The sequence below is a fragment of the Arthrobacter liuii genome, assembly GCF_014639275.1.
GTDB lineage: Bacteria > Actinomycetota > Actinomycetes > Actinomycetales > Micrococcaceae > Arthrobacter > Arthrobacter liuii.
The window spans coordinates 351,003-376,598 of the sequence record NZ_BMFW01000003.1 but is presented as its reverse complement, the minus strand read 5'-3'; the positions used below and the strand labels follow the sequence as shown (position 1 = coordinate 376,598).

The 25,596-nt window shown below is 66.2% G+C and carries 20 protein-coding genes and 1 pseudogene; 13 read left to right on the top strand and 8 right to left on the bottom strand.

Annotated elements, in window-relative coordinates; genetic code table 11:
- Positions 1–230: 230 nt before the first annotated feature.
- Positions 231–2,335, bottom strand: a pseudogene (locus IEW19_RS05655) (M3 family metallopeptidase).
- Between the two features lie 165 nt (positions 2,336–2,500).
- Between IEW19_RS05655 and IEW19_RS05650 the strand changes: the two are divergent.
- On the top strand, positions 2,501–3,862 hold the full coding sequence (locus tag IEW19_RS05650; RefSeq protein ID WP_188570685.1) for a ferredoxin reductase family protein: 1,362 nt from the start codon (positions 2,501–2,503) through the stop codon (positions 3,860–3,862).
- Positions 3,863–3,877: 15 nt separating this feature from the next.
- Here the strand turns inward: IEW19_RS05650 and IEW19_RS05645 are convergent, their stop codons facing one another.
- On the bottom strand, positions 3,878–4,633 hold the full coding sequence (locus IEW19_RS05645) for a type 1 glutamine amidotransferase (protein ID WP_188570684.1): 756 nt from the start codon (positions 4,631–4,633) through the stop codon (positions 3,878–3,880).
- Positions 4,630–5,922, bottom strand: a complete 1,293-nt coding sequence (locus tag IEW19_RS05640) for a Mur ligase family protein (protein WP_188570683.1) — start codon at positions 5,920–5,922, stop codon at positions 4,630–4,632. Before IEW19_RS05640 ends, IEW19_RS05645 begins: the two co-directional genes overlap by 4 nt.
- An 88-nt stretch (positions 5,923–6,010) precedes the next feature.
- Here IEW19_RS05640 and pdxT point away from each other — a divergent pair, with 88 nt between their 5' ends.
- From pdxT to IEW19_RS05595, 9 genes are all read left to right on the top strand, one after another.
- Positions 6,011–6,721: a pyridoxal 5'-phosphate synthase glutaminase subunit PdxT gene (gene pdxT / locus IEW19_RS05635; RefSeq protein WP_188570682.1), complete on the top strand. Its 711-nt coding sequence runs from the start codon at positions 6,011–6,013 to the stop codon at positions 6,719–6,721.
- 3 nt (positions 6,722–6,724) lie between these two features.
- Positions 6,725–7,480, top strand: a complete 756-nt coding sequence (locus IEW19_RS05630; protein WP_188570681.1) for a YebC/PmpR family DNA-binding transcriptional regulator — start codon at positions 6,725–6,727, stop codon at positions 7,478–7,480.
- Positions 7,481–7,512: 32 nt separating this feature from the next.
- Positions 7,513–8,091 carry a crossover junction endodeoxyribonuclease RuvC gene (ruvC, locus tag IEW19_RS05625; protein ID WP_188570680.1) on the top strand — a complete coding sequence of 193 codons (579 nt, stop codon included), beginning with the start codon at positions 7,513–7,515 and terminating at the stop codon, positions 8,089–8,091.
- 89 nt (positions 8,092–8,180) lie between these two features.
- Complete coding sequence (ruvA, locus tag IEW19_RS05620) at positions 8,181–8,825, top strand: Holliday junction branch migration protein RuvA (protein ID WP_188570679.1); 645 nt, start codon at positions 8,181–8,183, stop codon at positions 8,823–8,825.
- Positions 8,818–9,903, top strand: a complete 1,086-nt coding sequence (ruvB, locus tag IEW19_RS05615) for a Holliday junction branch migration DNA helicase RuvB (protein WP_188570678.1) — start codon at positions 8,818–8,820, stop codon at positions 9,901–9,903. Before ruvA ends, ruvB begins: the two co-directional genes overlap by 8 nt.
- 210 nt (positions 9,904–10,113) lie before the next feature.
- Positions 10,114–10,533 (top strand): preprotein translocase subunit YajC, encoded by a 420-nt coding sequence (gene yajC, locus IEW19_RS05610; protein WP_188570677.1) that lies wholly within the window; start codon positions 10,114–10,116, stop codon positions 10,531–10,533.
- A 99-nt stretch (positions 10,534–10,632) separates the two neighbouring features.
- Positions 10,633–12,390, top strand: coding sequence for a protein translocase subunit SecD (secD, locus tag IEW19_RS05605; protein ID WP_188570676.1), 1,758 nt, complete (start codon positions 10,633–10,635; stop codon positions 12,388–12,390).
- The gene (gene secF / locus IEW19_RS05600) at positions 12,390–13,406 is read left to right on the top strand and encodes a protein translocase subunit SecF (RefSeq protein WP_188570675.1); all 1,017 of its coding nucleotides are present in this window, start codon (positions 12,390–12,392) and stop codon (positions 13,404–13,406) included. The genes secD and secF overlap by 1 nt, the downstream gene beginning before the upstream one ends.
- Before the next feature lie 146 nt (positions 13,407–13,552).
- Entirely contained in the window at positions 13,553–15,943 is a 2,391-nt protein-coding gene (locus IEW19_RS05595) for a RelA/SpoT family protein (RefSeq protein ID WP_188570674.1), read from the top strand.
- Here IEW19_RS05595 and IEW19_RS05590 read toward each other — a convergent pair.
- The 3 genes from IEW19_RS05590 to IEW19_RS05580 all read right to left on the bottom strand — a co-directional run bounded on the left by IEW19_RS05590 (position 15,824) and on the right by IEW19_RS05580 (position 19,207).
- Positions 15,824–16,597, bottom strand: coding sequence for a type IV toxin-antitoxin system AbiEi family antitoxin (locus IEW19_RS05590; RefSeq protein ID WP_188570673.1), 774 nt, complete (start codon positions 16,595–16,597; stop codon positions 15,824–15,826). The genes IEW19_RS05595 and IEW19_RS05590 overlap by 120 nt on opposite strands.
- 101 nt (positions 16,598–16,698) lie before the next feature.
- Complete coding sequence (locus tag IEW19_RS05585) at positions 16,699–18,321, bottom strand: DUF349 domain-containing protein (protein WP_188570672.1); 1,623 nt, start codon at positions 18,319–18,321, stop codon at positions 16,699–16,701.
- A 67-nt stretch (positions 18,322–18,388) separates the two neighbouring features.
- Positions 18,389–19,207, bottom strand: coding sequence for a peptidylprolyl isomerase (locus tag IEW19_RS05580; RefSeq protein WP_188570671.1), 819 nt, complete (start codon positions 19,205–19,207; stop codon positions 18,389–18,391).
- 230 nt (positions 19,208–19,437) lie between these two features.
- Between IEW19_RS05580 and hisS the strand changes: the two genes are divergently transcribed.
- Positions 19,438–20,808 carry a histidine--tRNA ligase gene (gene hisS, locus IEW19_RS05575; RefSeq protein WP_188570670.1) on the top strand — a complete coding sequence of 457 codons (1,371 nt, stop codon included), beginning with the start codon at positions 19,438–19,440 and terminating at the stop codon, positions 20,806–20,808.
- A gap of 9 nt (positions 20,809–20,817) precedes the next feature.
- Here the strand turns inward: hisS and IEW19_RS05570 are convergent, their stop codons facing one another.
- Positions 20,818–22,071, bottom strand: a complete 1,254-nt coding sequence (locus IEW19_RS05570; RefSeq protein ID WP_188570669.1) for an APC family permease — start codon at positions 22,069–22,071, stop codon at positions 20,818–20,820.
- A gap of 97 nt (positions 22,072–22,168) precedes the next feature.
- Here IEW19_RS05570 and aspS point away from each other — a divergent pair, with 97 nt between their 5' ends.
- The gene (aspS, locus tag IEW19_RS05565; RefSeq protein WP_188570668.1) at positions 22,169–23,965 is read left to right on the top strand and encodes an aspartate--tRNA ligase; all 1,797 of its coding nucleotides are present in this window, start codon (positions 22,169–22,171) and stop codon (positions 23,963–23,965) included.
- 84 nt (positions 23,966–24,049) lie between these two features.
- A complete protein-coding gene (locus IEW19_RS05560; protein WP_373283564.1) occupies positions 24,050–24,865 on the top strand; it encodes a GNAT family N-acetyltransferase in 816 nt (271 codons plus the stop codon).
- A gap of 19 nt (positions 24,866–24,884) precedes the next feature.
- On the opposite strand, the gene IEW19_RS05555 is transcribed toward IEW19_RS05560, so the two are convergent.
- The gene (locus IEW19_RS05555) at positions 24,885–25,553 is read right to left on the bottom strand and encodes an acVLRF1 family peptidyl-tRNA hydrolase (RefSeq protein WP_188570667.1); all 669 of its coding nucleotides are present in this window, start codon (positions 25,551–25,553) and stop codon (positions 24,885–24,887) included.
- Positions 25,554–25,596: the final 43 nt, after the last annotated feature.

Here is a 25,596-nt window from a genome sequence, read left to right as displayed (position 1 = left end):
CCGCGCTCCCTTGGCAGCTTTCGCGGCTGGCCGGGGCGCGGGGCCCCTTTTACGCGCGCTGCCGGGTAACGCCGTCCGTCGCCAGTGGTCGCCTGCTTTTGTTTGTAACTGACGACGCCGGTCCCTCACCTCTCTCGGTGGGGGTCCGGCGTCGTTCTTTTTAATTCGATTGCTCCGTAACTGCCCTTCTCGAGGCTCTAAACGGCGTCTACGGAGCAATCGATGGGGGGTTACTCCAGGCCGCGGCGCTTGAGCAGGGGTTCGAGCCGGGCGTCGCGGCCCCTCAGGATCCGGAAGGACTCCAGGGGGTCGCGGCTGTTGCCCCGGCTGAGGAGCTCTTGCCGGAAGCGTTCGCCGTTGGCGCGGGTCAGACCGCCGTTCTCCTTGAACCAGTCCACCGTCTCGGCGTCCAGCACCTCGCTCCAGATGTAGGAGTAGTAGCCCGCGGCGTAGCCGGCCCCGGCGAAAATGTGCTGGAAGTAGCCGGTCCGGTACCGCGGCGGGATCAGGGGATGGGTGATGCCGGCCGCAGCGAGGGCCTTGGCTTCAAATTCCAGTGCATCGTCCGGCACCCGGCCCGGCTCCAGCACGTGCCACGCCAGGTCGAGCAGGGCAGCACCCAAGTATTCGGTGGTGGCAAAACCTTCGCCCCAGAGCCGGGATTCCTCGAGCCGGTCCACGACGTCCTGCGGAAGCGGTTCGCCGGTAACGTGATGGCGTGCGTAGTTGGACAGTACCTCGGGCCAAGTGATCCACATTTCGTTCACCTGGGACGGGTACTCCACAAAATCCCGGGGAACCGACGTGCCGGAAAAGCGCGGATAGGTGACGTTGGAGAACAGGCCGTGCAGTGCGTGGCCGAACTCATGGAAGAGCGTGCGCAGTTCGTCCAGGGTGAGCAGCGTCGGCTCGCCCGCGGGCGGCTTTGAAATGTTGAGCGTATTGATCACCACGGGCTTGGTGCCAAGCAACGCCGACTGGTCCACCAGCGAGTTCATCCATGCTCCGCCGCGCTTGGATTCACGGGCGTAGTAGTCGCCCAGGAACAACCCCAGCCCCGTTCCGTCCTTATTGCGGACCTCCCAGATACGCACGTCCGGGTGATAGCCCTTGAGGTCGTTCCGCTCGTGGAAGGTGATCCCGTACAGCTCAGTGGCCGCGTGGAACACACCGTCGGCTATCGTCCGGTCCAACTCAAAGTAGGGACGAAGCGCCTGGTCGGACGGAAGCAGCATGGCCAGCAGCAGGACGGACCCTACGTAGAACACCACGATGCGGAGTACGACGGCGCGGATCGCCTTGGGCACTGCTCGTCGACGTCGTATTTTTCCCGCCGCACCTTTGCCGAATAGTAGGCCCAGTCCCATGCTTCCAGCGGGTGCCCGGCAGCCTCGGCCAGTGCTGCTGCCTCGGTGTCGGCGTTGCGGAGGGCAGCCGGTGCCATCCGGCTGAGCATGGTCTGCACTGTCTCGAAGTCCGGCGCTGTCTGGCGGTCGGCCACAAGTTCGGCGTAGTTGGTGAAACCCAGCAGCCGGGCCTTCTCCGCCCGAAGCCCGGCCATCTCCCGGGCCAAGTCCAGCACATCGAGGCTGCCGCCGTCACTGCCCCTGGCGACGGACGCTTCGAACAGACGACGGCGGACGTCCCGGTTCTCGAGCGCGGCCAGGGCAGGCTGGTTGCCGGGCTGGATCAGGGTGAGCAGGTATTTGCCGTCGTGTCCGGCGGCGCACGCTGCCTCCGCAGCAGTGGCGACGTCGTCCGCCGGCAGGCCCGCCAGGTCGCCGGCGTCTTCCAGCACCAGCGCCGCGGACTTCATCCCTTCCTTGACCCGCTGGCCGAACTCCGTGCCCAACCTGGCCAGACCCGCGTTGATGCCACGCAGCCGCTCCTGGCCCGGCGCGTCGAGCTGGATGCCGGACTGGCCGAACTCCTTGAGGTATTCCTCCACCAGGCGGGCTGACTCCGGATCAAAGCCGGCCGTGTCAATGGCGGCAAAGCGCTCGTACAGATCCCTGTTGAGGTAGACCTCGTCCTGGTGGGCGGAGAGGCGCGGCGACAACTCCGTTTCGAGTTCCCTGATCCCAGTGGACGCGTCCGCGGACACCAGGGTGAAAAATGCCGCGGCCGCCCGGTTCAGCAGTTGCCCGGAGCGTTCCATGGTGAGGGCCGTGTTTTCGAACGTTGCCGGCTCAGCGTTGCCCGTGATGGCCTGGATTTCGACCAGGTGCGAGGACAGGCCTTTGTCTATGGCTTCACGGTATTGCTCCGTTGTGACGCCCTCGAAAGGTGGAAGGCCGTGGGGCAGGGGACTGGGGGCAAGGAGGGGGTTGGTCATTGGGTAAACCTTTCACAGCCGGGCACGCTTCTCAATTAATTGAATTAGCGCCCGCTCCCAGCCGCCATCCCTACAATTGCCGCTATGGGGTCCGGACCGGGCCGCAACCTGGGCATCTTGCCAGGCACGCGCACGGCTTCGGCAATGACGGAGGGACCTTAGTCCATGACCAAACAGGGCACGACGCCGGGGTCCGCCATCCTGGGAATACCGTTCCGATGGGTGGGACCGGGCCTCATCATGGTGCTGGCAGGAGCGTACGGGATCTACTGGTACCTGGCGCGTCCGGCGGGCGAACCGCTCCTGGGGCACGTCGGCCAGCTCTTCGGCGGGGAATCCGTGCTGCTGTATTCGGTCGCGCTGGTCCTGGTCAGCACCCTCCCCCATGTTGAGCCGGTCTTCGGCGGCATCGACCACGCCGCCATCTGGCACCGCAGGGCGGCGGTCACCGCAACTGTCCTGTTGCTGCCGCACATCGAACTCGCGTCCAGCCCCGAAGCAACGAGCCTGGGAAAGACGCTGGCAGTGGTGGCCATTTGCGGCCTCGCCGCCCTGGTGGTGTGGGCCGTCCTGCCGCGATGGCGGACCATGCTTCCGTCACCAGTCCGCGGGCTGGTCATCCGGGCGCTCCAGACCAGGCCTGTCCGCCTGGCGGGCCGCGTGTTGGGCGGCTACGAGCGCTGGCGCGGTTTCCATCGGCTGACCGGCCTGTTCCTGGCCGCCGGGTTCCTGCACGGCCTGCTCGATGCCAGCGCGTTCGAGGCCGTGCCCGCACTCAGGTGGAGCTACGTGGCCATCGGCGGGACCGGGCTGGCGTTCTACGCGTACCGGGAGCTACTGGCGCGCCGTTTCCTGCCCCACCACGACTACCAGGTGGCAGGGGTCCGGCCGGTTGCGGCGGACCTGGTGGAGGTGGCACTGCGTCCCCTGGGCCGCCCGCTGGTGTTCAAGCCCGGCCAGTTCGCCATGGTCTACCTCGAAACAGCGGACGGCTGGCAGCGGCACCCCTTCTCCATCTCAGGCCCGGCCGAGGAAGGCGGGATCAGCATCACCGTCAAGGCGCTGGGGGACCACACCACAAGGCTTCCCGACGTGGTCCAGCCGGGGATGCCGGCCGTCGTCGGCGGGCCCTACGGCCGCTTTGACCGTCACAGAGGCACGGCCCAACAGGTCTGGATCGCCGGCGGGGTGGGAATCACGCCCTTCCTCAGCTGGCTGCGGTCACTGGACGGGGAACTGCACGAGGATGTCCACTTCTTCGTAACCTCGGCGGGGCCGTCACCCTTTGCCGACGAAATCACCGCCATCGCCAGGAACCACCCACGGCTTACGGTCCACCTTGTGGATACCGTGGTGGACGGGCGGCTGACTCCAGATGCGGTCATGGCGGCAGTGGGCACGGAACCACGGCAGCTGTCGGTGTTCATGGGTGGTCCTGACGCCATGCTGCGGCAGTTCCGGAAGGCTTTCCGGGCAGCGGGCGTGCGCCGTGCCAACATCCACCGCGAATACTTCCAGTGGCGCTGACCCCGGCAGCTGCGTTCAGCGGGGCCGGCGGGCGGCGTGGTCCCTCGCCAGGACCGCGTAGGTGTCGTCCGGGTCGCCGGGGGAGAAGCTGCCGAACTTGCGTTCAGCGGCGGTACGGATGAGGAAGTCGGCAATGGCGGGGTTCTTGGGCAGCAGCGAGCCGTGCAGGTAGCTGGCGACGATGTTGCGGTACCGCGCCCCTTCATGGCCGTCGTTGCTGTTGTTACCCGTTCCCTTGGCCACCGTTCCGAGCGGCCGCACACCGCTGCCCAAAGTGGTCTGGCCGCTGTGGTTTTCGTAGCCCAGGACTTCGCCGAACTCCGTGGTTGAGACCTTGACGTTGCCGATCAGGCGCTCATCGGTGCCGTGGGTTTCAACGTCCAGGACGCCGATGCCGGGAATGACGGCACCCGTGCGGGTTTTGAAGAATCGGCCAAAAAGCTGGTACAGGCCACAGATGACAAGCATGGGCGCACCATCCTCGGCCAGTTCCTTGAGTTCGCCGGCCCGTGCCTGCAGGTCGTCCTGGATGACCAGCTGCCCGCTGTCCTGCCCGCCGCCGCCGACAATGATGTCCACGCCGTCCGGGAATGGATCGCCCACGTTGTACTCGAGCAGTTCAGGCGTGTACCCGTGCCAGGCGATTCGGCGCTGCAGGACCAGGGCATTGCCCCAGTCGCCATAGATGTTCATGTCCCGCGGGTACAGCTGGACTACGCGGATGGTGCCCTTGGACTGGTTGCCAGCTGCCGTTGCTTCTGCCGGACTCACGAGACAACCTCCACGGTGGTGATTTTGGACAGCTCGCGGCGGATGGCGAGCATGGCGGTGTAGGTGCAGAAAATCCGCTTCGGTTTGCCCTGGCCTTCCCTGATGAAGGCTGCCAGGGCGGCTGGAATCTCGGGCTGCACCGCGCCGATCCGGACGTCGTCATACTGCAGCCGCAGAGCCATGTCGTAGGCCCGGGACCCGGTCAGCACCTCCACGCCGCCCGCACGGAGGGAATCGAACTCCACATCCCAAAGCCAGGACATGTCCCGGCCGTCCGCGTAGTTGTCGTTAATGGCGATCATGGTGGCGTAACCGCCGGCCGGGAAGGACTTCAGTCCCAGCCGGAAACCGCTGGGGTTCTTCACCAGCACAAGGTCCAGCGGCTGGCCATCAACGGTAAGGCTCTCGCCGCGGCCAAAGGCAGGCGCCACCCGGGACAGCGCCTCCAGCAAGGTGGCGTGGTTTGCCGTGGCGGCGCCGGCGCCGCAGATGCTTCGGGCCAGCGTCAGGGCGGCAGCGGCGTTGAAGATGTTGTAGACGCCGCGCAGCTTCATCGCCGTGGTGACCGTACCGCCGTCGTACTCAAACTCTGCGCTGTCCGCGCCCACTTTGCGGAGCACGACGTCGGCTGCGGGCTTTTCCGGGAGGCCCGCCGGAGCGGGGCTGCCTGGAGCGGCACGCATGTCGTCGTCGTTGGGAAAGGTTTCCAGCAGGGAATCATCAAGGCCAAAGTACTTGACCTCCTGTCCCGTCAGGGTCTCAGCGATCCTGGCCACCCGGGGATCCTCGCGGTTCAGGACAACCGTTCCGGTGGTCTTGGCAGCGATGTGCTGCAGGAGCTGCGCCGTCTTGTCGATCTCGCCAAAGCGGTCCAGCTGGTCGCGCAGCACGTTAAGCAGCAGGCAGTACCGGGGCGGAACACTGTTCACGAAATGGACCGCGTGGGCTTCGTCGAGTTCCAGGACGGCAACGTCCGCGTCCAGCCTGCCGCGCCAGTCCACCTCGCCCAGGAGGGCGGCCGCCACTCCCCGTGTGAAGTTGCTGCCGGTCCGGTTGGTGAAGACCTTCAGGCCCTGGCTTTCCAGGAGTTCAACAACCATCTTGGTGGTGGTGGTCTTGCCGTTGGTGCCGCTGACCACGGCCACACCGTGGGGCAGGGTGGTGAGCGTCCGCCGCATGAAGCCGGGATCGATTTTCTCGACCACCAGGCCTGGAAGTGCCGAGCCACCGCCCCGGAGCCGGGACACCCTGCGGACCAGTTTGCCGAGCGGAACACTGAAGAAGACCATGTTTTGAATATATCCCAGGAGCGGCATGCAACCTTTGCTGGCCCCTGCTTGCGGCGGCGGCCAGGGGCCGGGCCCGTATGCTGGAGGGATGACGAATCCCCCTTCTGCTGATCCCGCTCGCGTGGGCTCAGGCCTGCGGATCGGTGTCCTGGCCCTCCAGGGAGACTTCCGTGAGCACCTCCGCGCCGCGGAAGCAACCGGTGCCCAGGGCACGGCTGTCCGCCGCCCTGGGGAGCTGGACGGCCTGGACGGCCTGATCATTCCCGGCGGTGAGTCCACCACCATCGACAAACTGGCCAGGGCATTCGAGCTTGCCGACCCCCTGCGCAAGTACATCGCCGAGGGCATGCCCGTCTATGGCTCCTGCGCCGGCATGATCCTGCTGGCATCGGACATTGCCGATCCGGCCACCGACCTTTCCGGCGCCCCGCAGCAGACGTTCGGCGGCCTGGACATTACCGTCCGCCGCAACGCCTTCGGGCGTCAGCGCGAGTCCTTCGAAACCGACCTGGACTTCAAGGGGCTGGACTTCAGCGCCACCGCATCGGGCGTGGAACCGGTGCACGCAGTCTTCATCCGCGGCCCCTGGGTGGAACGGGTGGGTGCGGACGTGGAGGTCCTGGCGCAGGTGGAACCGGCGGACCCGGAGCATGCCTCCCACGCCGCCCCGCTGCCCGGGGCGGCTAGAATTGTGGCAGTGCGTTCCGGCCAGCTCCTGGCCACCTCCTTCCACCCGGAAGTGACCGGCGAAAAACGCGTACACGAACTTTTTATCCGCATGATCAGAGGAGAAGCGTAAAGCATGTCAGGCCACTCCAAATGGGCAACGACCAAGCACAAGAAGGCGATCATTGACAGCCGCCGCGCAAAGTCGTTCGCCAAGCTGATCAAGAACATCGAAGTTGCCGCCCGGATGGGCGGACCGGACCTCGCCGGCAACCCGGGCCTGGAACTGGCGGTGACCAAGGCCAAGAAGACCTCCGTTCCCAACGACAACATCGACCGCGCCATCAAGCGCGGCGCCGGCCTCACCGGCGAAGTGGTGGACTACACCGAGATCATGTACGAGGCCCGCGGTCCCCAGGGCTCAGCCCTCCTGGTCGAGTGCCTCACGGACAACAAGAACCGCGCAGCTTCCGAGGTCCGCCTGGCCATCTCCCGCAACGGTGGCACCATCGCCGATCCGGGATCCGTGAGCTACCTCTTCGCCCGCAAGGGTGTTGTCACCCTGCCTAAGAACGGCCTGGGCGAGGACGACGTCCTCATGGCGGTCCTCGACGCCGGCGCCGAGGAAGTCAAGGACAACGGCGAGACCTTCGAGATCCATTCGGAACCGGGTGACCTGCAGGCCATCCGCGAGGCGCTCAAGGAAGCCGGCATGGAGTACGACACCGACGAGGTGGAGTTCGTCCCCTCCATGCAGGTGGAACTTGACGTCGACGGCGCCCGCAAGTTCCTCAAGCTGGCCGATGCCCTCGAAGACCTCGACGACGTCCAGAACGTCTACAGCAACGCCGACCTCAGTGACGAAGTCCAGGCTGCCCTGGAATCCGAGTGACGTCCCGCGGTGCCTGCTGAGACAGCACGCACGTGACGCTGCGCGTACTCGGAGTTGACCCGGGACTGACCCGCTGCGGAATCGGTGTGGTGGATGTGGAACGGAACAGGCGGGCCACCATGGTGGCCGTGGGCGTCGTGGGCACCTCGCCCGAGGAAACGCTGGACCAGCGGCTCCTTGTGATTGCCCTGGCCATCGACGAATGGCTGGACCGCTACGAACCCCAGGTCCTCGCCGTCGAACGCGTCTTTTCCCAGCTGAACGTCAGCACGGTGATGGGCGTCGCGCAGGCGTCCGGCGTGGTGATCGCGGCGGCGGCCCGCCGGGGAATCCCGGTGGCGCTGCACACCCCGTCCGAGGTCAAGGCCGCGGTAACGGGAAGCGGGTCCTCGAACAAGGACGCCGTGACCAAGCTGGTCACCAAGATCCTCCGCCTGGACGCCCCGCCGCGTCCCGCCGATGCGGCCGACGCCCTGGCCCTGGCCATCACGCACGCGTGGCGGGCCGGGAGCGGCGCTGCGGTGGCGACAACCGGCCCCGGCAGCTCGTCCCTGACATCCGCCCAACGCGCGTGGGCGGAAGCCGAGGCGAAGGCGCGCCGGTCGCGTTGATTGTCCCTGCTGCTTGCTAGGGTATTCGTAGATATGTTCGGATAGCCGGGTTCTCACTGCGAGGCCGGCGGTATAACGGGAGCCCGGCCTTGATCAGTTTCCTCCGCGGAACCGTAGCGCACGTTGGCCTGTCCACGGCCGTGATCGACCTCAACGGTGCCGGGATGAGCGTCAATGCCACCCCGCAGACGCTCAGCCGGCTCAGGGTGGGTGAGCCGGGCCAAGTCTTTACATCACTCATTGTGCGGGAGGATTCCCTGACGCTCTTCGGCTTCGCGTCCGACGACGAGCGGGAGGTTTTCGACGTCCTGCTCAGTGTCAGCGGGGTTGGCCCCCGGCTGGCACTGGCTGTTCTTGCCGTTCATGAACCGGAGGCCATCCGGGTGGCGGCGCACACCGGCGACAGCAAGACCTTCACGAAAGTGCCCGGCATCGGGCCCAAGGTGGCCGGCCGGATCGTCCTGGAGCTCGCCGGAAAGCTGGTCCCGCACGGGACAGCCGGGTCAGCCGGTTCACCTACCGCCGCGGAAGCCGCCTGGAAGCCCCAGGTGGTGGCGGCCATGACCAGCCTGGGCTGGTCCGAAAAGGATGCCTCCGCCAGTATCGACAAAGCCTTGGCAGAGGATCCCGAAGTGTCCTTCCGCGGCAACGTGGCTGAAATCCTGCGGACCACCCTCCGGTGGCTTGGCCAGGACGGCGCGCGCGCCGGCAACCGTGTAGGCACCCGTGGCTGAACCGTCACTGGTTGCCGCGGGGGAGGAGCCGGAGGAGCGCGCCATTGAGGCGGCCCTGCGGCCCAAAAACCTGGACGACTTCGTTGGCCAGCACAGGGTACGGAAACAACTGTCGCTGGTGCTTCAGGCCTCCCGGATGCGTGGACGCACCGCAGACCACGTGCTGTTCTCCGGTCCGCCGGGACTCGGCAAGACCACGCTGGCGATGATCGTTGCCGCGGAGATGAACGCCCCGCTGCGCCTGAGCAGCGGGCCTGCCATCCAGCACGCCGGCGACCTCGCAGCCATCCTGTCCTCGCTGTCTGAAGGCGAGGTCCTGTTCCTCGACGAGATTCACCGCATGTCCCGGCCCGCCGAGGAGATGCTGTATATGGCCATGGAAGACTTCAGGGTGGACATCGTGGTGGGCAAGGGCGCCGGTGCCACCGCCATTCCGCTGGAGCTGCCGCCGTTCACCCTGGTTGGCGCCACCACCCGCGCCGGGTTGCTGCCCGGGCCGCTGCGCGACCGCTTCGGCTTCACCGGGCACCTCGAGTTCTATTCGGTTCCGGAGCTGGAGCTGGTCCTGCGCCGCTCCGCGGGGCTGCTGGACCTGAAGGTCAACTCGGCGGGGTTCGCTGAAATCGCCGGCCGTTCCCGCGGCACTCCCCGGATCGCCAACCGCCTGCTGCGCCGGGTCCGGGACTGGGCACTGGTGCACGGCATCGAACAAATCGATTCAAGGACCGCGTCCGCTGCCCTGGACATGTACGAAGTGGACAAGAAGGGACTGGACCGGCTGGACCGGGCCGTCCTCGACGCCCTCATCACCAAGTTCGGCGGCGGTCCCGTCGGTCTCTCCACCCTCGCCATCGCTGTCGGTGAGGAGACCGAAACGGTTGAAACAGTGGCCGAACCCTTCCTGGTCAGGGAGGGCCTGCTGGGCCGCACCCCCCGCGGCAGGATCGCCATGGCACCGGCGTGGACCCACCTTGGGTATGCAATCCCGTCCAATGTCTTTGCGCAGGAGCAGCTGGACCTTTTCGAACCCGGCGAGGACGCCTCCACGGAAGGGGACTGGGCCTCCGAGGGCCAATAGCAGGCTGCCTTCAGCTTTTCCCTTTAGACTGGTATGACGCCCCGCACGTTCGGGTCTTTGTTTCGCGGGTCGCCCTAACGCTCCCGTCGCTTGGGGAAGGGATTGTCAGGCGTTCTGCCTGCGTCACCAACCCGCCCCGGCCGAAGCGAAGCCGACGTCGCTGGAAAACCAGCTACACCACGCAAAAGAACGGAATTCCCCTTGGATCCAATGTCAATTCTCCTGTTCGTCATGCTCGGCGTGTTCATCTTCATGATGTTCCGCCGCAACAAGAAGACGCAGCAGCAGCAGGCAGAGCTCCAGTCGAAGTTTGGCCCCGGCGTGGAGGTCATGACCAGCTTCGGCCTTTTCGGCCGGATCGTGGACATCGACGAGGCCGAGAACAAGGTCACCCTTGAACTTTCCCCCGGCAACCTCGCCACAGTGCACCGCCAGGCCGTGACGAAGGTCGTCGAACCTGCCGCTGAGCCCGTCGCCGAGGAGGCCGCCGAACCGGCCGCCGCTTCCCCGGTTGTGCCTGACGATGCGTCCTCACTCACCACTCCGGGGACCGGGAGCACCGCCACGGCCGCCGAGACTCCTGAAGAAACCCTGAAGCGCCTCAACGACGAGGGCAAGAAGGACAGCTAGGCCCGCTGGACCCTTTCCTCCCTCTACCGCTGCGGATCACCGCCGGCGCACGCAAAGCCGTCGCCGGCGGTTCCTCCGTGAATAAGAGAAAGATCGAAAATGGCACGAACTGGCCGCAAGAAACCTGGGCTGCGCGTCCTGGTCTGGCTTGGTGTACTCCTGGCAGCGCTGACCGCCGTCCTGGCCGGCGGCACCGTCGCCGGACAGGCCAGCTGGGCACCCAAACTGGCATTGGACCTTGAGGGCGGCACCCAGATGATCCTGGCCCCGAAGGTGGAGGGCGGTTCGGACATTAATGAACAGCAGCTCAACCAGGCCGTGGCAATCATCCGCCAGCGCGTTGACGGTTCCGGTGTCTCCGAAGCGGAAATCAGCACCCAGTCAGGGCGCAATGTGGTGGTCAGCCTTCCCGGCACTCCCTCTGCCGAAACCCGGAACCTGATCCAGGCGTCCGCGGACATGAACTTCCGCCCTGTCCTCCTCAACGGTGGCGGCGCAGCCGTCCCGCCGGAGTCCCGGACCCCGGATGACCAGTTGCCCAAGCCCACAGCTGAACCGGCAAACAGCAGCGACACCAACTGGATCACTCCCGAGATCTACAAGCAGTTCGAGGCGCTGGACTGCAACAGTGCCGCAGCCGAGAAATCCGAACGGTCAGATCCCACCAAACCGCTGGTGACCTGCCAACCTGCCACCGACAAGTCCCCGGCCATCAAGTACATCCTGGGTCCCGTGGAGGTGAAGGGCAGCAACATCGTCACCTCGTCCTTCCAGCTGCAGCAGGGCGCACAGGGAGCTGTGACCAATGACTGGGCCGTCAACATCCAGTTCGACGGCGAGGGCACGACCAAGTTCAAGGAGGTCACCGAACGTCTCAACAAGTTCTACGTGGCTGCCGGCGGCGAGTCGGGCACCGACCCCAAGTCCCAGTTCGCCATCGTCCTGGACAACCAGGTCATTTCCGCCCCGCGTTCACTGGCTGTCATCACTGACGGACGCCCCCAGATCACCGGTGGCTTCACCGAGAAGACCGCCAAGGCACTCTCAGACCAGTTAAAGTTCGGCGCCCTTCCCATCAGCTTCGATATCCAGAGCGAACAGCAGATTTCCGCCACACTCGGTGGTGAACAGCTGCGCATGGGCATGCTGGCCGGCCTGATCGGGCTCCTGCTCGTGGTGGTCTACTCGCTGTTCCAGTACCGCGCCCTGGGTTTCGTCACCATTGCGTCGCTGGTGGTGGCCGGTGCCCTGACGTACCAGGCGATCGCGATCCTGGGCTGGACGGAGAACTACCGACTGTCCCTGGCCGGCGTCGCGGGCATCATTGTGGCTATCGGCCAGACTGCAGACTCCTTCATTGTCTACTTCGAGCGCATCCGCGACGAACTGCGCGAAGGGCGCGGCCTGGTCTCCGCCGTCGAAAACGGCTGGAAGCGGGCCAAACGCACCGTCCTGGCCTCCAAGGCCGTCAACCTCCTGGCAGCCCTCGTCCTCTTCTTCGTGGCCGTGGGCAACGTCCGCGGGTTCGCCTTCACCCTGGGCCTGACGGCCATCGCCGACCTCATCGTGGTGTTCATGTTCACCCACCCCACGCTGCAGCTCCTTGCCCGTACCCGGTTCTTCGGTGAAGGCCACAAGTTCTCCGGCCTGGACCCTGAACGGCTGGGTGCCGTGCCGCTGTACCGCGGCGCCGGCCGCCTCCGCACCCCGGAGGACAAGCCCGTAGTGGTCCGCAGCAAGAACACCGGTGCCGCCGCCGAGGCCGAGCGTCGCATGACCATCGCCGAACGGCGCCTGGCAGAGAAGCAGGAACAGTTGGCTGGCTCGTCCAAGACCTCCGCGAAGGAGAACAAGTAATGTCAGGCTTCGCCACTTTCGGCAACGAGCTCTACACCGGCAAGCGCTCCTACGACTTCGTCGGCAAAAGGAAACTCTGGTTCATCATTGCCGCGGTGGGAGTGGCCCTGTCCATCATCATCCCGGTGGCCAAGGGCGGCTTCAACCTCGGCATCGAGTTCCGCGGCGGTTCCGAATTCACGGTCTCGAACGTAAAAACCACGGATGCCACCATCGGCGAGAAGGCCGTGACGGATGTGGTCGCGGGCAGTATTCCGCGGGTGGCAAACGTTGCCGGCAATACCATGCGCATCCAGACTGACAAGCTGACCGACGACGAAACCCTGCGGATCAAGCAGGGCCTCACCGGCGCCTACGGCGTTACCGACAACGAGGTAACCTCCACGTTCGTCGGCCCCACCTGGGGTGCCGATGTAACCAAGCAGGCGTTGATCGGCCTGGTGGTATTCGTGCTGCTTGCGGCCCTGCTGATGGCCCTGTACTTCCGCACCTGGAAGATGTCCTTGTCGGCGCTTGCCGGCATGGCCGTGACCATGTTCATCACGGCCGGGGTGTACGCCCTCAGCGATTTCGAGGTCACGCCGTCAGCCATCATTGGATTCCTGACCGTCCTTAGCTACTCGCTGTACGACACGGTGGTGGTCTTCGACAAGATCCGGGAGAACACTTCGGGAATCGACGCCTCCACGCGCCGGACCTTCGGCGAGGAAGTGAACCTCGCGGTCAACCAGACACTGGTGAGGTCCATCAACACCATGATGGTGGCCATCCTCCCCGTGGGGGCCATCCTCTTCATCGGTGCCGGCCTCCTGGGCGCGGGAACCCTGCGTGACCTGTCCCTGGCCTTGTTCGTCGGGATTCTCATCGGCACCGCAGCGACCATCTTCGTGGCCGCTCCGTTGTATGCTGCGCTCCGGCAGGGAGAACCGGACCTGGTCAAGCAGGCAAGGCGTGTACAGCAGCGGCGGGCCGGGGCAGCAGAACGGGCAGTTCCGGCATCGCCGGCCAAAGCCTGACCGGCAACCGCAGGCAGTTGTAATTGCAGCTAAGGCCGGGCAACGCATTTTGCGTTGCCCGGCCTTAGCCTGTTGGGCCCGGTTATAAAAGTGGCTGCCCGGAGGAATAGACTGGGGTAATTAAATCGGTGGTGAGGGGTGCTTCATTGGAAGAACGTTCGGCGTCGGCGCCAACGGCACAGGAAGAGAAGAATCCTGCCGGTGTACAGGCCGGTGCGGCATCCCCTGCGCGGCCGGGGTCATTGGTTCCTGTTGACAACTCAGGATCACGTGCCACGTTTCCCGGCCGGAGGGAGCGCACCCGGTCCCGGCTTGCCCGCCTCACCGGACGCGGAGCCGCCACATACTCACCCATCCTTGAGCCGCTGCTCCGCACCGTCCGTGCCAACAATCCCAAAGAGGACTTCGACCTCATCCAGCGCGCCTTCGACGTAGCCGAGCGCAGCCACCGCGGACAGAAGCGCAAAAGCGGTGACCCGTACATCACCCATCCGGTGGCCGTGGCCACCATCCTCGCGGAACTGGGCCTCAGCGGCACCACCCTGGCGGCAGCCCTGCTGCACGACACGGTAGAGGACACTCCTTACACCCTTGCGGACCTGAAGCGGGACTTCGGGCCGGAAGTGGCCATGCTGGTGGACGGTGTGACCAAACTGGACAAGGTCAGCTTCGGCGAGGCCGCACAGTCGGAGACGGTCCGCAAAATGGTCGTGGCCATGGCCAAGGACATCCGCGTCCTGATGATCAAACTGGCGGACCGGCTGCACAATGCACGCACCTGGCGCTTCGTATCCGCTGAATCCTCTGCCCGCAAGGCCCGCGAGACCCTGGAAATCTTCGCCCCGCTGGCCCACCGCCTGGGCATGAACACCATCAAGTGGGAGCTGGAGGACCTGTCCTTCGCGGCGCTTTACCCCAAGGTGTACGAAGAGATCGTCCGGATGGTGGGGGACCGTACGCCGGAGCGGGAAAAGAGCCTGGGTGTTATCCGCGACCAGATCACTGAGGACCTGCGCGCCGCCAAGATCAAGGCCACCATCACCGGCCGGCCCAAGCACTACTACTCGATCTACCAGAAGATGATCGTCCGCGACAAGGACTTCGACGACATCAACGACCTCATGGGTGTCCGTGTCCTGGTGGACTCCGTCCGGGACTGCTATGCGGCCCTGGGCACCATGCACTCGCGCTGGAACCCCCTGCCTGGCAGGTTCAAGGATTACATCGCGATGCCTAAGTTCAACATGTACCAGTCCCTGCACACCACCGTCATCGGCCCGGGTGGCAAGCCGGTGGAAATCCAGATCCGCACGCACGAAATGCACCGGCGGGCCGAGTACGGCGTGGCGGCCCACTGGAAATACAAGGACCAGCCCAACCGCACTGCCGTGGGTCCGGGAAGCCCCCGCGACGGCGACATGGGCTGGCTGCGCTCCCTGGTGGACTGGCAGCAGGAAACCTCGGACCCCGGCGAGTTCCTGGACTCGTTGCGCTTCGAAATCAACGCCCGGGAAGTATTCGTCTTTACGCCCAAGGGCGAAGTCATGGCGCTGCCTGCCGGATCAACGCCGGTGGATTTTGCCTACGCCGTGCACACGGAGGTAGGCCACCGCACCATCGGTGCCCGGGTCAACGGCAAACTGGTCCCGCTCAACAGCGAACTCAACCATGGCGACTGGGTGGAAATATTCACTTCCAAAGCCGAGGGGGCCGGTCCCAGCCAGGACTGGCAGCACTTCGTCAAGAGCGCCAGGGCGCGCAACAAGATCCGCCAGTGGTTCAGCAAGGAACGCCGGGAAGAAGCCATCGACCGCGGCAAGGAGTTGCTGACCCGCGCCATGCGGAAACAGAACCTTCCGCTGCAGCGGCTGATGACGCATGAGGCACTGGCCGCAGTGGCGGAGGAGTTCAAGTACGCTGACATCTCCGGCCTGTACGCCGGCGTGGGCGACGGGCACACTTCCGCCCAATCGGTCATGGAGAAGCTCATCGAAAGCCTGGGCGGCAACGAGAGCGCCGATGATGACGTCGAAGAGGTCAGCATCCCCACCCAGGTCAGCAAGGCCCGCTTCTCCGACTCCGGTGTGGTGGTCCGCGGCGTGGGCGATGTCTGGGTGAAGCTGGCCCGGTGCTGCACGCCTGTTCCTCCGGACCCTATCCTGGGCTTCGTGACCAGGGGGTCCGGTGTCTCCGTGCACCGCACCGACTGCACCAACATCTCCGACCTGAAGGACCAGCCGGACCGGATCGTGGACGTGGACTGGGCGCCGACGCAGTCAAGCGTCTTCCTGGTGGAAATCCAGGTTGAAGCCCTGGACCGCAAATCCCTGCTCTCGGACGTGACGCGGGTCCTGTCGGACAACCACGTCAATATCCTCGCGGCCAGCGTCCACACCTCCACGGACCGGGTGGCCATCTCAAAGTTCGCTTTCGAGATGGGGGATCCCAAGTACCTCAGCCACGTCCTGAGCGCCGTCCGCAGGATCGACGGGGTTTTTGACGTCTACCGCACCACCGGGAACAAACGCCGGAGCTAGCAGGGCAAGTTTTTCCAGCGCGTTCCGCTTGTGCGGGATCCGTGGAGTTGCCTCAATGGCCCGCACCAGGAGGCGCAGTTTCACGTCCTGCTGCGGCCGGGCCAGCAATTCCGCGAGGGCGGGCACGGCGCGCTCCGGTTCAACGTGCAGTGCGATATCAAGTGCAGTCCGCAAGGGACTGGAAACCATCAGTCCGCCCAGGCTGATCACATCGAATGGCCCCAGCTTCACCTCGTGCAGCGTGCATCCGCGCGTGTTCCGGAGGCTGGACACCCGCCTCTTTGCATCCACCAGCAGGGCCAGCCTGTCCGGTTCCGCCGCGCAGCCGTAGATCCAGGCCGCCGTCATCCGGCCCGCTACCACGCGTTGCCGTATTGCTGCCGGTACATTTCCGGCGGCAGCCCGTGCCCGCAGCTGAGGGGACGCCGGTGTTCCGGGGAGGGTGTAGCCGTGTTGGTGGAAGCGGGCCAGCAGCCCGTCAGCTGCCAGGGACTGGAGTTCCGGACCGGCGAAGGGCTTGCCGGGCGAGTACAGTTCGGGAAAGCGTGGCGGGGTGGCAGCCTCCGCTCCGTTTGCTTCGCAGCCCGGCGGTGAAGAGGCTTTGCGCGGTGCCCAGCGCGGGCCGGCGGCGGAAGCAGTTGGAGGTGAGGCCATACGTGCAATCCTGCCCGCACTCTTTTAACAGGCAAAGGCCCGGTCCCGGTTATGTGGATAACCGGGACCGGGCCTGTGCCTGTCAGTTCAGGGCAGGAGCGTCAGGACAGCTCGCTGGCAGACCGCTGGATCTGGTCGAGCCAGGCCTGGCGTGCCTCAAGGGCTTCCTGGGCTGCCTTGATCTTGCGCTGATCGCCAGTCTTTTCGGCCGTGGCCAGGTCTTCCTGGAGTCCGGCGATGGCGGACTCCAGCTGCGACAACGCACTGTTGGTGCGAGCCTTGCGCTCCGGGTTGGACCGCTGCCACTGCTCTTCCTCGGCATGGCGGACGGCGTCTTCCACCTTCCGCAGCCCGGCCTCAATCCGGCCCATGTCTGCGCGGGGCACCTTGCCGGCTTCTTCCCAGCGGTCGCGGACTGACTGCAGGGCCTTCTTGGCGGCTGCCAGGTCTCTTACGGGCAGGATATCGTTGGCTTCGGCCAGCAGGGCCTCCTTCACCGTGAGGTTCGCGGCGTACTCCTGGTCGATCTCGTCGTTGGCGGCCTGGCGGGACGTGAAGAAGACGTCCTGGGCGGCGCGGAACCGTGCCCACAGTGCGTCGTCGTCCTTGCGGCTGGCCCGCGGCGATGCCTTCCACTGGTCCATCAGCCGTCGGTACTCGCCGGCGGCATAGCCCCAGTCCGTGGACGTGGAAAGTGCCTCGGCCTCGGCAATCAGCTTTTCCTTGGCAGCCTTTGCCGCGGAGTTGTTGCTGTCCAGCTGGGAGAAATAGGCCCGGCGATGACGGTCGAAGACCGTACGGGCGGCCCTGAACCGCTTCCACAGCGCGTCTTCGTTGCTGCGGCCCAGCCGCACGCCGCTCTTCTGCGCGGCCTTCCAGTTCTCGAAGAGCTCGTTCATCCTGGCGCTGGAGGTCTTCCACTGTGTCTGGGCGGGATCCTGGCCGGAAATCTCCTCTGCCTCGGCAACAATGGCTTCGCGTGCTGCGAGCTCAGAGGCGCGCACGGCATCGTGCTCGGCTTTTTCGGTCTTCTCCAGCTCAGTGATCTGCCCGGACAGCTTGTCCAGCCGGGCCTCGGCTGCCCGAAGATCGCCCACCATGTTGCGTTCGGCGAGCTGTTCACGCAGGTGCGTAACCGTCTTCTGCATGTCGGTGCTGGGGGCCTTGGAGCTGACCCGCTGCTCCAGGAGCACGATTTGGGCCAGGACGTCGTCGTATTTCCGCGCAAAGTAGATCAGCGCCTCATCGCCGCTGACACCCGGGTACTGTCCCACGGGGTGCTCACCGCCGTCGATGTTCAGGTAGACGTGGCCGTCCCCCTCCACCCGGCCCCATTTGGAGGCCTCGGCGACAGACGTGCTGGGCGCAGCCGGAACGGGTGCTGCGGCGGGAGCCGCAGCAGCGGGCTTGGGACGCGACGCGAACGCGGCAGGGGACGGTGCAGACGGGCGCGGCCCGGGGGCTGGAGCGGGTGCCTCGGCGGCAGCGGTTTCGCCGGCCTGCTCCCCAGCGTCCTGGGCAGTGCCCTCTTCCACGGCGCCCCCTTTCAAAGCGCTTACTTCGGCCGCCCCGTCTTCGGGAGCCGCGGTTTCCGGGGCCTCGGTCTCCGGGGTCACAGGTGACTGCTCGGCATGTGCATCAGTTCCGCTGCCTTCACCGTCGGCCGGAGCCGCCGATTCGGTCAGGTCTGTTGCTGTTTCGTCGGATTTCTGACTGTCTGTCACCGCTAAAAGTCTTTCGCTTGGAGGGAAATACTCACGTACTGCACCGTTGCCTGTCCGGCCCGGCTTCCTACTTCAGAGAAAACGAGTCTATCGTGACTGGTTGTTTCGGCGCGCCGTCCGTGTCGCTGGCCCCTGGCGTGATGCCGGTGGCAGCGATGTTGGTCACGACATCAAGTCCGGACGTGACCTTTCCCACCACCGTATAGCCGCCGGCGGCGTCTGCAGGAATGGCTGTGTCCTTGTAGACGATGAAGAACTGCGTTCCATTGCCGTACGCGTTGTTGCCGGTGCGGGCCACCGCGATGGTGCCGGCTGGGTACATGTTGTCAGCCGGGGTGTTTTCCAGCGGGCCCCATGTGTAGTTCGGGTCGCCCTGCCCGTCGCCCTTGGGTGAGCCGCACTGCAGGACGCCGAACTTGTCGGCGGTGGTCAGGCGGTGGCACGTTTTGCCGTTGAAGTATCCTTCGTCGCTGAGGGACTTGAAGACGGCGGCCGCCTGCGGGGCCTTCGTCCCGTCCACCTCCACGCCGAGCGGGCTGCCGTTCAGCATCAGCTGGCCGGTGAACGTCTTCCCGGCCGCTGTGTCCGCTGATGGAATGTTCGGCCCGTTGGTTGCCGCTGCGGACGGTGTGGCGGAGGCACTTGCGGAGGCCGATGGTTCCGTCAGGCCGGCCTGGGCGGCAGCGTATTCGGCTTCGGTGGGGTTTCCGGCGAAAGCGGTGAGTTGGAGGACGACGGCGAGCACCACGGCGGCGGTCCCGGCACCGGCGGCCACGAGGTTGTCGCGCTTCCGCCGTTTCTCCTGGTCGCGCCGGAGCTCACGCTTGGCTTCCATTTGCTGGATGCGCCGTTTTGTTTCGCGGGCACTGCGTGAACTGGCCGCCAAGGGTCCTCCTCATCGTCGGGCTGCTGGTGCCCGGCGGGTGGCCGCAGGGCGCAGGTATTAAGGGCCAGGCTACGCAGGTCCGCCGCATTAGAGATGCACACGGATGACGCATAAACTGGCTGCCGCACATAGTTTATGCATGGCTGGCTGTACTGCCGCCGTAAGCCGCCCTTGAGGGGTGGGGCCGGCAGCTTCGGCGCACCATCCACCCCCTAAGGAGAACCTTCCCCATGGCACGCACCGCCTCCCTGTCCGGATTCCCCGAGTGGCTTCCCGAGGAGCGGCTGGTGGAGCTGCATGTGCTCGATACCCTGCGCCGGGTCTTTGAACTGCATGGTTTTACCTCGATCGAAACGCGGGCCGTGGAGACTGTTGGCCAGCTGCTCCGCAAGGGGGAGATCGACAAGGAAGTGTATGGGCTCAGCCGGCTCCAGGAGGATGAGAGCGAAAACCCCGTCAAGGGGGGCAAGGCCGATCCCCACGCGCTTGCCCTGCATTTTGACCTGACGGTCCCCTTTGCCCGCTACGTCGTGGAAAACGCCGGTTACCTGGCCTTCCCGTTCCGCCGCTACCAGATCCAGAAGGTGTGGCGCGGCGAGCGGCCCCAGGAAGGCCGGGCGCGCGAGTTCACCCAGGCTGACATCGATGTGGTGGGCGACGGCGAGCTTCCGTTCCGTTACGACGTCGAGATTGCGCTGGTCATCGCAGAAGCGCTCAGCGCGCTGCCCATCCCCGACTTCCGGCTCCGGATCAACAACCGCAAGCTGGCTGAAGGCTTTTACCGCGGCATTGGCCTGGACGACACCGCAGGCGTGCTGCGCAGCATCGACAAGCTCGAAAAGATTGGGCCCGCCAAGGTGGCCGAACTGCTGAAGTCCGAGCTGGGCGCTTCCGATGAGCAGGCTGACAAAGCCCTGCAGCTGGCGGCCATCCGCACCGACGACACCTCCTTCGTCGCCCAGGTCCGGGCCTTGGGCGTCGGCAATGAACTTCTGGACGAAGGCCTGGACGAACTGGAACAGGTCATCGACGCCGCCGTGCAGCGGGCTCCCGGCAAGGTCCTCGCAGACCTCAGCATCGCCCGCGGCCTTGACTACTACACCGGCACCGTGGTCGAAACCGTCCTGGTGGGGCACGAACAGCTGGGGTCCATTTGCTCCGGCGGCCGTTACGATGCCCTTGCGTCGAAGGGCAACCGCAAGTTCCCTGGCGTCGGACTTTCCATCGGCGTCACCCGCCTGGTGTCCCGGATCCTGAGCCAGGATTTGGCCAAAGCTTCCCGGTCCGTTCCCACCACCGTGCTGGTGGCACTGAACCATGACGACAGCTGGGGCGCTGCCCAGGACGTTGCCGCCCTGCTGCGCAGCCGGGGGATTCCCACCGAGGTGGCGGCCAAGGCCGAAAAGTTCGGCAAGCAGATCAAGTTCGCTGACCGGCGGGGAATCCCCTTTGTCTGGTTCACTGACGAGGACGGCACCCACCAGGTCAAGGACATCCGCACCGGCGAACAGGTGCTGGCAGCCCCCGAAACGTGGATGCCGCCGCTGGAGGACCTGACAGTCCAGGTCGAAACGACGGCGCCCGCAGCGGCATCGGTGTAGTCCGGGCGCCTACGTCCGTGGCTGGTGCTGCCGGACACGCAGCACCAGCCACCGCCCTGCCACCCCCGCCGCCAGGACTGCCGCCATGGTCAGGACGGGCGCCGGCGGCAGGGTGAAGGCCAGGACCACGCACCCCAGGAAGCCCGCGGCGTTAAGCGAGCGGGGAGCGTAGCCGGGGTGCGCTGCGAGGGTGTAGGCGGACGCGTTCGCCATTGCGTAGTAAACCAGCACGCCGAAGCTTGAAAAACCCACCACCGTCATCACGTCGGCGGTCAGCAGGAGCAGGATTACGACGGCGGCCACGGCCAGTTCCGCTACGAACGGAACGGTGTGGGCTCCGCCCACCTTCGCCAGCGGCCCCGGAAGATCGCGTTCCCTTGCCATGGCCAGCGTGGTCCGTCCCACACCCGTGATAAGTGCCAGGAGGGCACCCAGGCACGCGGCCGCGGCTCCCGCCTGCACCAGCGGCGCAGCCGCGGCCAGCCGGGAGTACAGGACGGCGTCCAGCAGGGGAGTGGTGGTGGCGGCAAGCCGACTCCCGAGGTGTGCCAGCAGGAGCACTGCCAGCAGCAGGTAAATTGCGAACGCTGCCGCCAAGGCTGCCAGAATGGCCCGCGGGATGGCGCGGGCCGGGTCCCTGACCTCTTCGCCCAGCGTGGCGATCCGGGCATAACCGGCAAACGCGAAGAACATCAGCCCGGCGGCAGGGAGGACCCCGGCTGCGCCGCCGCCCGGCGTGGCCGCCAACCCGGTCGCCGGGTGCGGGCCCAGCACGGCGGCCATGGCAACGAATACCAGCGTTGCCATGGCCAGGCACAGCAGGATCCGCGTCAGCAGGGCAGTCCGGGTAATAGCCAGAAGGTTGACGCCGGTGAGGGCCACGACGGCGGCCACAGCCACCGGGACCGCATGCTCCCGCGCCACGTAACTGCCGAACGTCAAGGCCAAGGCCGCGCACGAGGCTGTCTTCCCCGTGACGAAACCCCAGCCGGCCAGGAAACCCGGCCATTCGCCGAGCTGGATCCGGCCATACACGTAGGTCCCGCCGCTGGTGGGGTATTTGGCGGCGAGGGCGGCAGAGGCCACGGCGTTGCAGTACGCCACTATGCCCGCCACCGCCACGGACAGGACCAGCAAATTTCCGGCCAGCGCCGCGGCCTGCGCGAAGACCACAAACACGCCTGCGCCCAGCATGGAACCCAATCCGATCGCCGTGGCATCAAAGGTCCACAGCCTTCGCCGCAGCTGCTGTGGTTCGCTCATGCGGCGGCAGTGCCTTTCCAGCGGGTAAACTCGGACGGGATCGTTCCCGGAACGATCATATTGAACTTCCCACTGTTTTCCCGCAGAAAGGCGTGCTGTGCTGCGCACACATGACCTCGGATCCCTTCGTTCCGAGCACATTGGACAAACCGTAACCCTGGCCGGCTGGGTGGGCCGCCGTCGTGATCACGGTGGCGTGGCATTCGTGGACCTGCGCGACGCTTCGGGTGTATCCCAGGTGGTGGTCCGTGAGGAAGAAGTGTTCCACGGGCTGCGCAATGAGTACGTCCTCCAGGTCAAGGGCACTGTGTCCAGGCGTCCGGAAGGCAACGAGAACCCCGCGCTGGCCACCGGCGAAATCGAGGTCATCGCCGAGGACGTCACCATCCTCAACACCTCTGACCCGCTGCCGTTCCAGATCGACGAGCACGTGGAAGTCGGTGAGGAAGCCCGCCTCAAGCACCGCTACCTGGACCTGCGCCGCCCCGGCCCCAGCCGCAACCTGCGCCTCCGTTCCGAAGCGAACCGGGTGGCGCGCGACCTGCTCCACCAGGAGGGCTTCGTGGAGATCGAGACCCCCACGCTGACCCGTTCGACGCCCGAAGGCGCCCGTGACTTCCTGGTCCCGGCACGCCTGGCACCGGGTTCCTGGTACGCGCTGCCGCAATCCCCGCAGCTGTTCAAGCAACTGCTGCAGGTGGGCGGCTTCGAGAAGTACTACCAGATTGCCCGCTGCTACCGGGACGAGGACTTCCGCGCTGACCGGCAGCCGGAATTCACCCAGTTGGACATCGAAGCAAGCTTCGTCGACCAGGACGACATCATCCGGCTCGGCGAAAACATCGTCAAAGCAGTGTGGCAGCTTATCGGGGCCGACATCCCCACCCCCATCCAGCGCATTACCTACGCCGATGCCATGGCACGGTTCGGGTCGGACAAGCCCGACCTTCGCTTTGGCCAGGAGTTGACGGAGCTGACGGAGTTCTTCAAGGACACCAACTTCGGTGTGTTCAAGGCTCCGTACGTGGGCGCCGTCGTGATGCCCGGCGGTGCCTCGCAGGCACGCCGCGCCCTGGATGCCTGGCAGGAATGGGCCAAGCAGCGCGGCGCCAAGGGCCTGGCATACGTCCTGTACAAGGAGGACGGCGAACTCGCCGGACCGGTCGCAAAGAACCTGACCGACACGGAACGCGCCGGCCTGGCCGACGCGGTCGGCGCCAAGCCCGGCGACTGCATCTTCTTCGCGGCGGGGGAGAAGACCCCCTCGCGTGCCCTGCTCGGCGCTGCCCGCGTGGAAATAGGCCACCGAACCGGCCTGATCGATCCCAACGACTGGGCCTTTTGCTGGGTCGTGGACGCGCCCATGTTCGAGCCCGCCGCCGCCGCAATTGCCTCGGGCGACGTTGCCGTCGGCGGAGGGCAGTGGACGGCAGTCCACCACGCCTTCACCTCGCCCAAGCCCGAATTCCTTGACACGTTCGACAAGGATCCGGAATCAGCGCTCTCCTACGCGTACGACATTGTCTGCAACGGTAACGAAATCGGCGGCGGCTCCATCCGTATCCACCAGCGCGACGTGCAGGAACGCGTCTTTGAACTGATGGGCCTGGACAAGGAAGACGCGCAGACCAAGTTCGGCTTCCTGCTGGAGGGCTTCAAGTACGGTGCGCCCCCGCACGGCGGCATCGCGTTCGGCTGGGACCGCGTGGTATCGCTGCTCGCAGGTGTGGAGTCCATCCGGGACGTCATCGCCTTCCCCAAGTCCGGCGGCGGCCACGACCCCCTCACGGAGGCCCCGGCCCCCATTACGCCGCAGCAGCGCAAAGAGGCCGGCGTGGACTTCAAGCCGGCGGCCAGGAAGCCCGAAGAGAAGAAGCCGGACAACAAGCAGTAGACAAGTTAGCGGCTCAGGCCGCGACCATTGGAGGTCCCCCGGTCACACCGCGGGGACCTCCCTTCGTTAAGGAAGGAGCAGCCGGTGCCGGCCTCGAACCACCGGGAACCCTCAACCGTGGCACTCGAAGCCGCCATGGACGCCGCGTGGCCCGCCCTGGACCGGCATGACGCCGGCCGGTGGGTGCTTCGGGCGGCGGCAGGCGTCACCCAGCGGGCCAACTCCATCTGGCCCCGCACCCATGCTTCCGGGCAATCCGCCGCGGACCTCGCCGGGCTGCTCACCGATGCCCGGTCCTGGTACCGCATCCGCCGCCTGCCGGTCATTTTCCAGCTTTTTGACAGCCCGGCAACGGCGGCGCTCCACGATCTGCTCGACGCAGAGGGCTTCACCCGCCAGTCCGAGACCCGGGTCATGGTGCGCAGTGCCACGGCGGACCCGGTTCCGGAAGCCGGCGTGCACGCACCGCCAATCGAGCTGTCAACGGAGCCGTCCCAGGACTGGCTGCGGACCTGGTGGCAGGTGGACGGCCGCGGTGGGCAGGATGCCCTGGCCACTGCCCGGGCCATCATTGAAGGCTGTCCCTCTGTGTATGCCCTGGTCCGGGACGGCGCTGGCCGGGCCGCCGCCGTCGGCCGTCTTGCCCTCCCCGCCGGCAGCGGCCTGGGCGGCCTGTACTGCATGGCCACCCTGCCCGCGGCGCGCCGCCAAGGCTTCGCTGCCGCCATTATGCAATCCTTGCTGCGGGCCGGCACGGAACGGGGTGTGGAGGGCTTCTGGCTGCTGGTCACAGCAGCGAACCACGGTGCGCAGGAACTCTACGCCAAAGGCGGGTTCCGTGATTCCGGCCGCTACCTGTACCGGCAGGAACGCCCCCGCCCCTCACTGACCGGCTGCTGACACAGGCGGCAGCGGGGAACTAGCCGGCCGGGTCGGTCACCGTGATGCGCACCGAGCAGGCATCCGCTGCAGCCTTCTTCAGGACGGCGGCCCGCGGCTCAGCGACGTCCAGGTAGGCAAGGCGCGGCAAGCGGGCGTATTCACGCAGCAAAGGTTCCTCGAGGACCAGATCAGCCAGGGCCCTGTCGCCGCCGGGCACCACGTACTCGAAGGCTGCTGCGCCGAACACCTCCGCCGCCTGCTGTGCCACCGCCGCAACCAGGGCATCGGCCTGGTTGGAACGGCGGCGCGCAAACCGCTGTTGGGACTGCCCGCCCGCCGCGGTACGCGACTGGACGTACCTGGTGCCCGCCTTGGACGCCAGGAGGGTTCCTTCGCTTGCTACCCCGACGCCGTAGCCGCCCCGCCGGACCAGGAGCAGTCCCAGCCTGCGCGGCTGGGAGGAAAGGGCGGCCAGCCGTTCCAGTGGCCCAGTGCCGCGTCCGGGACGTCCGTCCGCCGGCCACGGTGCTTGCAAGAGCGCCTCCGCGCCGTCAGAGCCCAACAGGCGGAGGCCGTCGTCGTCATCCTGAAACCGGTAACCCCCGTGGGACGCGCCGAACCGCTCCGCCCAGCCCGCCAGCCGGGCGCCGGGCACGAACGCCGTCCGGACGGAGGGCGGGACGCCGGCTGAAGCAGGGGCAGGCATGGAGGGTCCTTCGGGGTCAGGGTGCCGGCGGGAGGGCCGGCGG

Bases quoted from the DNA above. Each gene is read 5' to 3' on its own strand.
- IEW19_RS05640 (WP_188570683.1), bottom strand. From the start codon at position 5,922: ATGGTCTTCTTCAGTGTTCCGCTCGGCAAACTGGTCCGCAGGGTGTCC.
- IEW19_RS05650 (WP_188570685.1), top strand. From the start codon at position 2,501: ATGACCAAACAGGGCACGACGCCGGGGTCCGCCATCCTGGGAATACCG.
- IEW19_RS05555 (WP_188570667.1), bottom strand. From the start codon at position 25,553: ATGCCTGCCCCTGCTTCAGCCGGCGTCCCGCCCTCCGTCCGGACGGCG.
- yajC (WP_188570677.1), top strand. From the start codon at position 10,114: ATGTCAATTCTCCTGTTCGTCATGCTCGGCGTGTTCATCTTCATGATG.
- pdxT (WP_188570682.1), top strand. From the start codon at position 6,011: ATGACGAATCCCCCTTCTGCTGATCCCGCTCGCGTGGGCTCAGGCCTG.
- secF (WP_188570675.1), top strand. From the start codon at position 12,390: ATGTCAGGCTTCGCCACTTTCGGCAACGAGCTCTACACCGGCAAGCGC.
- IEW19_RS05630 (WP_188570681.1), top strand. From the start codon at position 6,725: ATGTCAGGCCACTCCAAATGGGCAACGACCAAGCACAAGAAGGCGATC.
- secD (WP_188570676.1), top strand. From the start codon at position 10,633: ATGGCACGAACTGGCCGCAAGAAACCTGGGCTGCGCGTCCTGGTCTGG.
- IEW19_RS05570 (WP_188570669.1), bottom strand. From the start codon at position 22,071: ATGAGCGAACCACAGCAGCTGCGGCGAAGGCTGTGGACCTTTGATGCC.
- hisS (WP_188570670.1), top strand. From the start codon at position 19,438: ATGGCACGCACCGCCTCCCTGTCCGGATTCCCCGAGTGGCTTCCCGAG.
- IEW19_RS05590 (WP_188570673.1), bottom strand. From the start codon at position 16,597: ATGGCCTCACCTCCAACTGCTTCCGCCGCCGGCCCGCGCTGGGCACCG.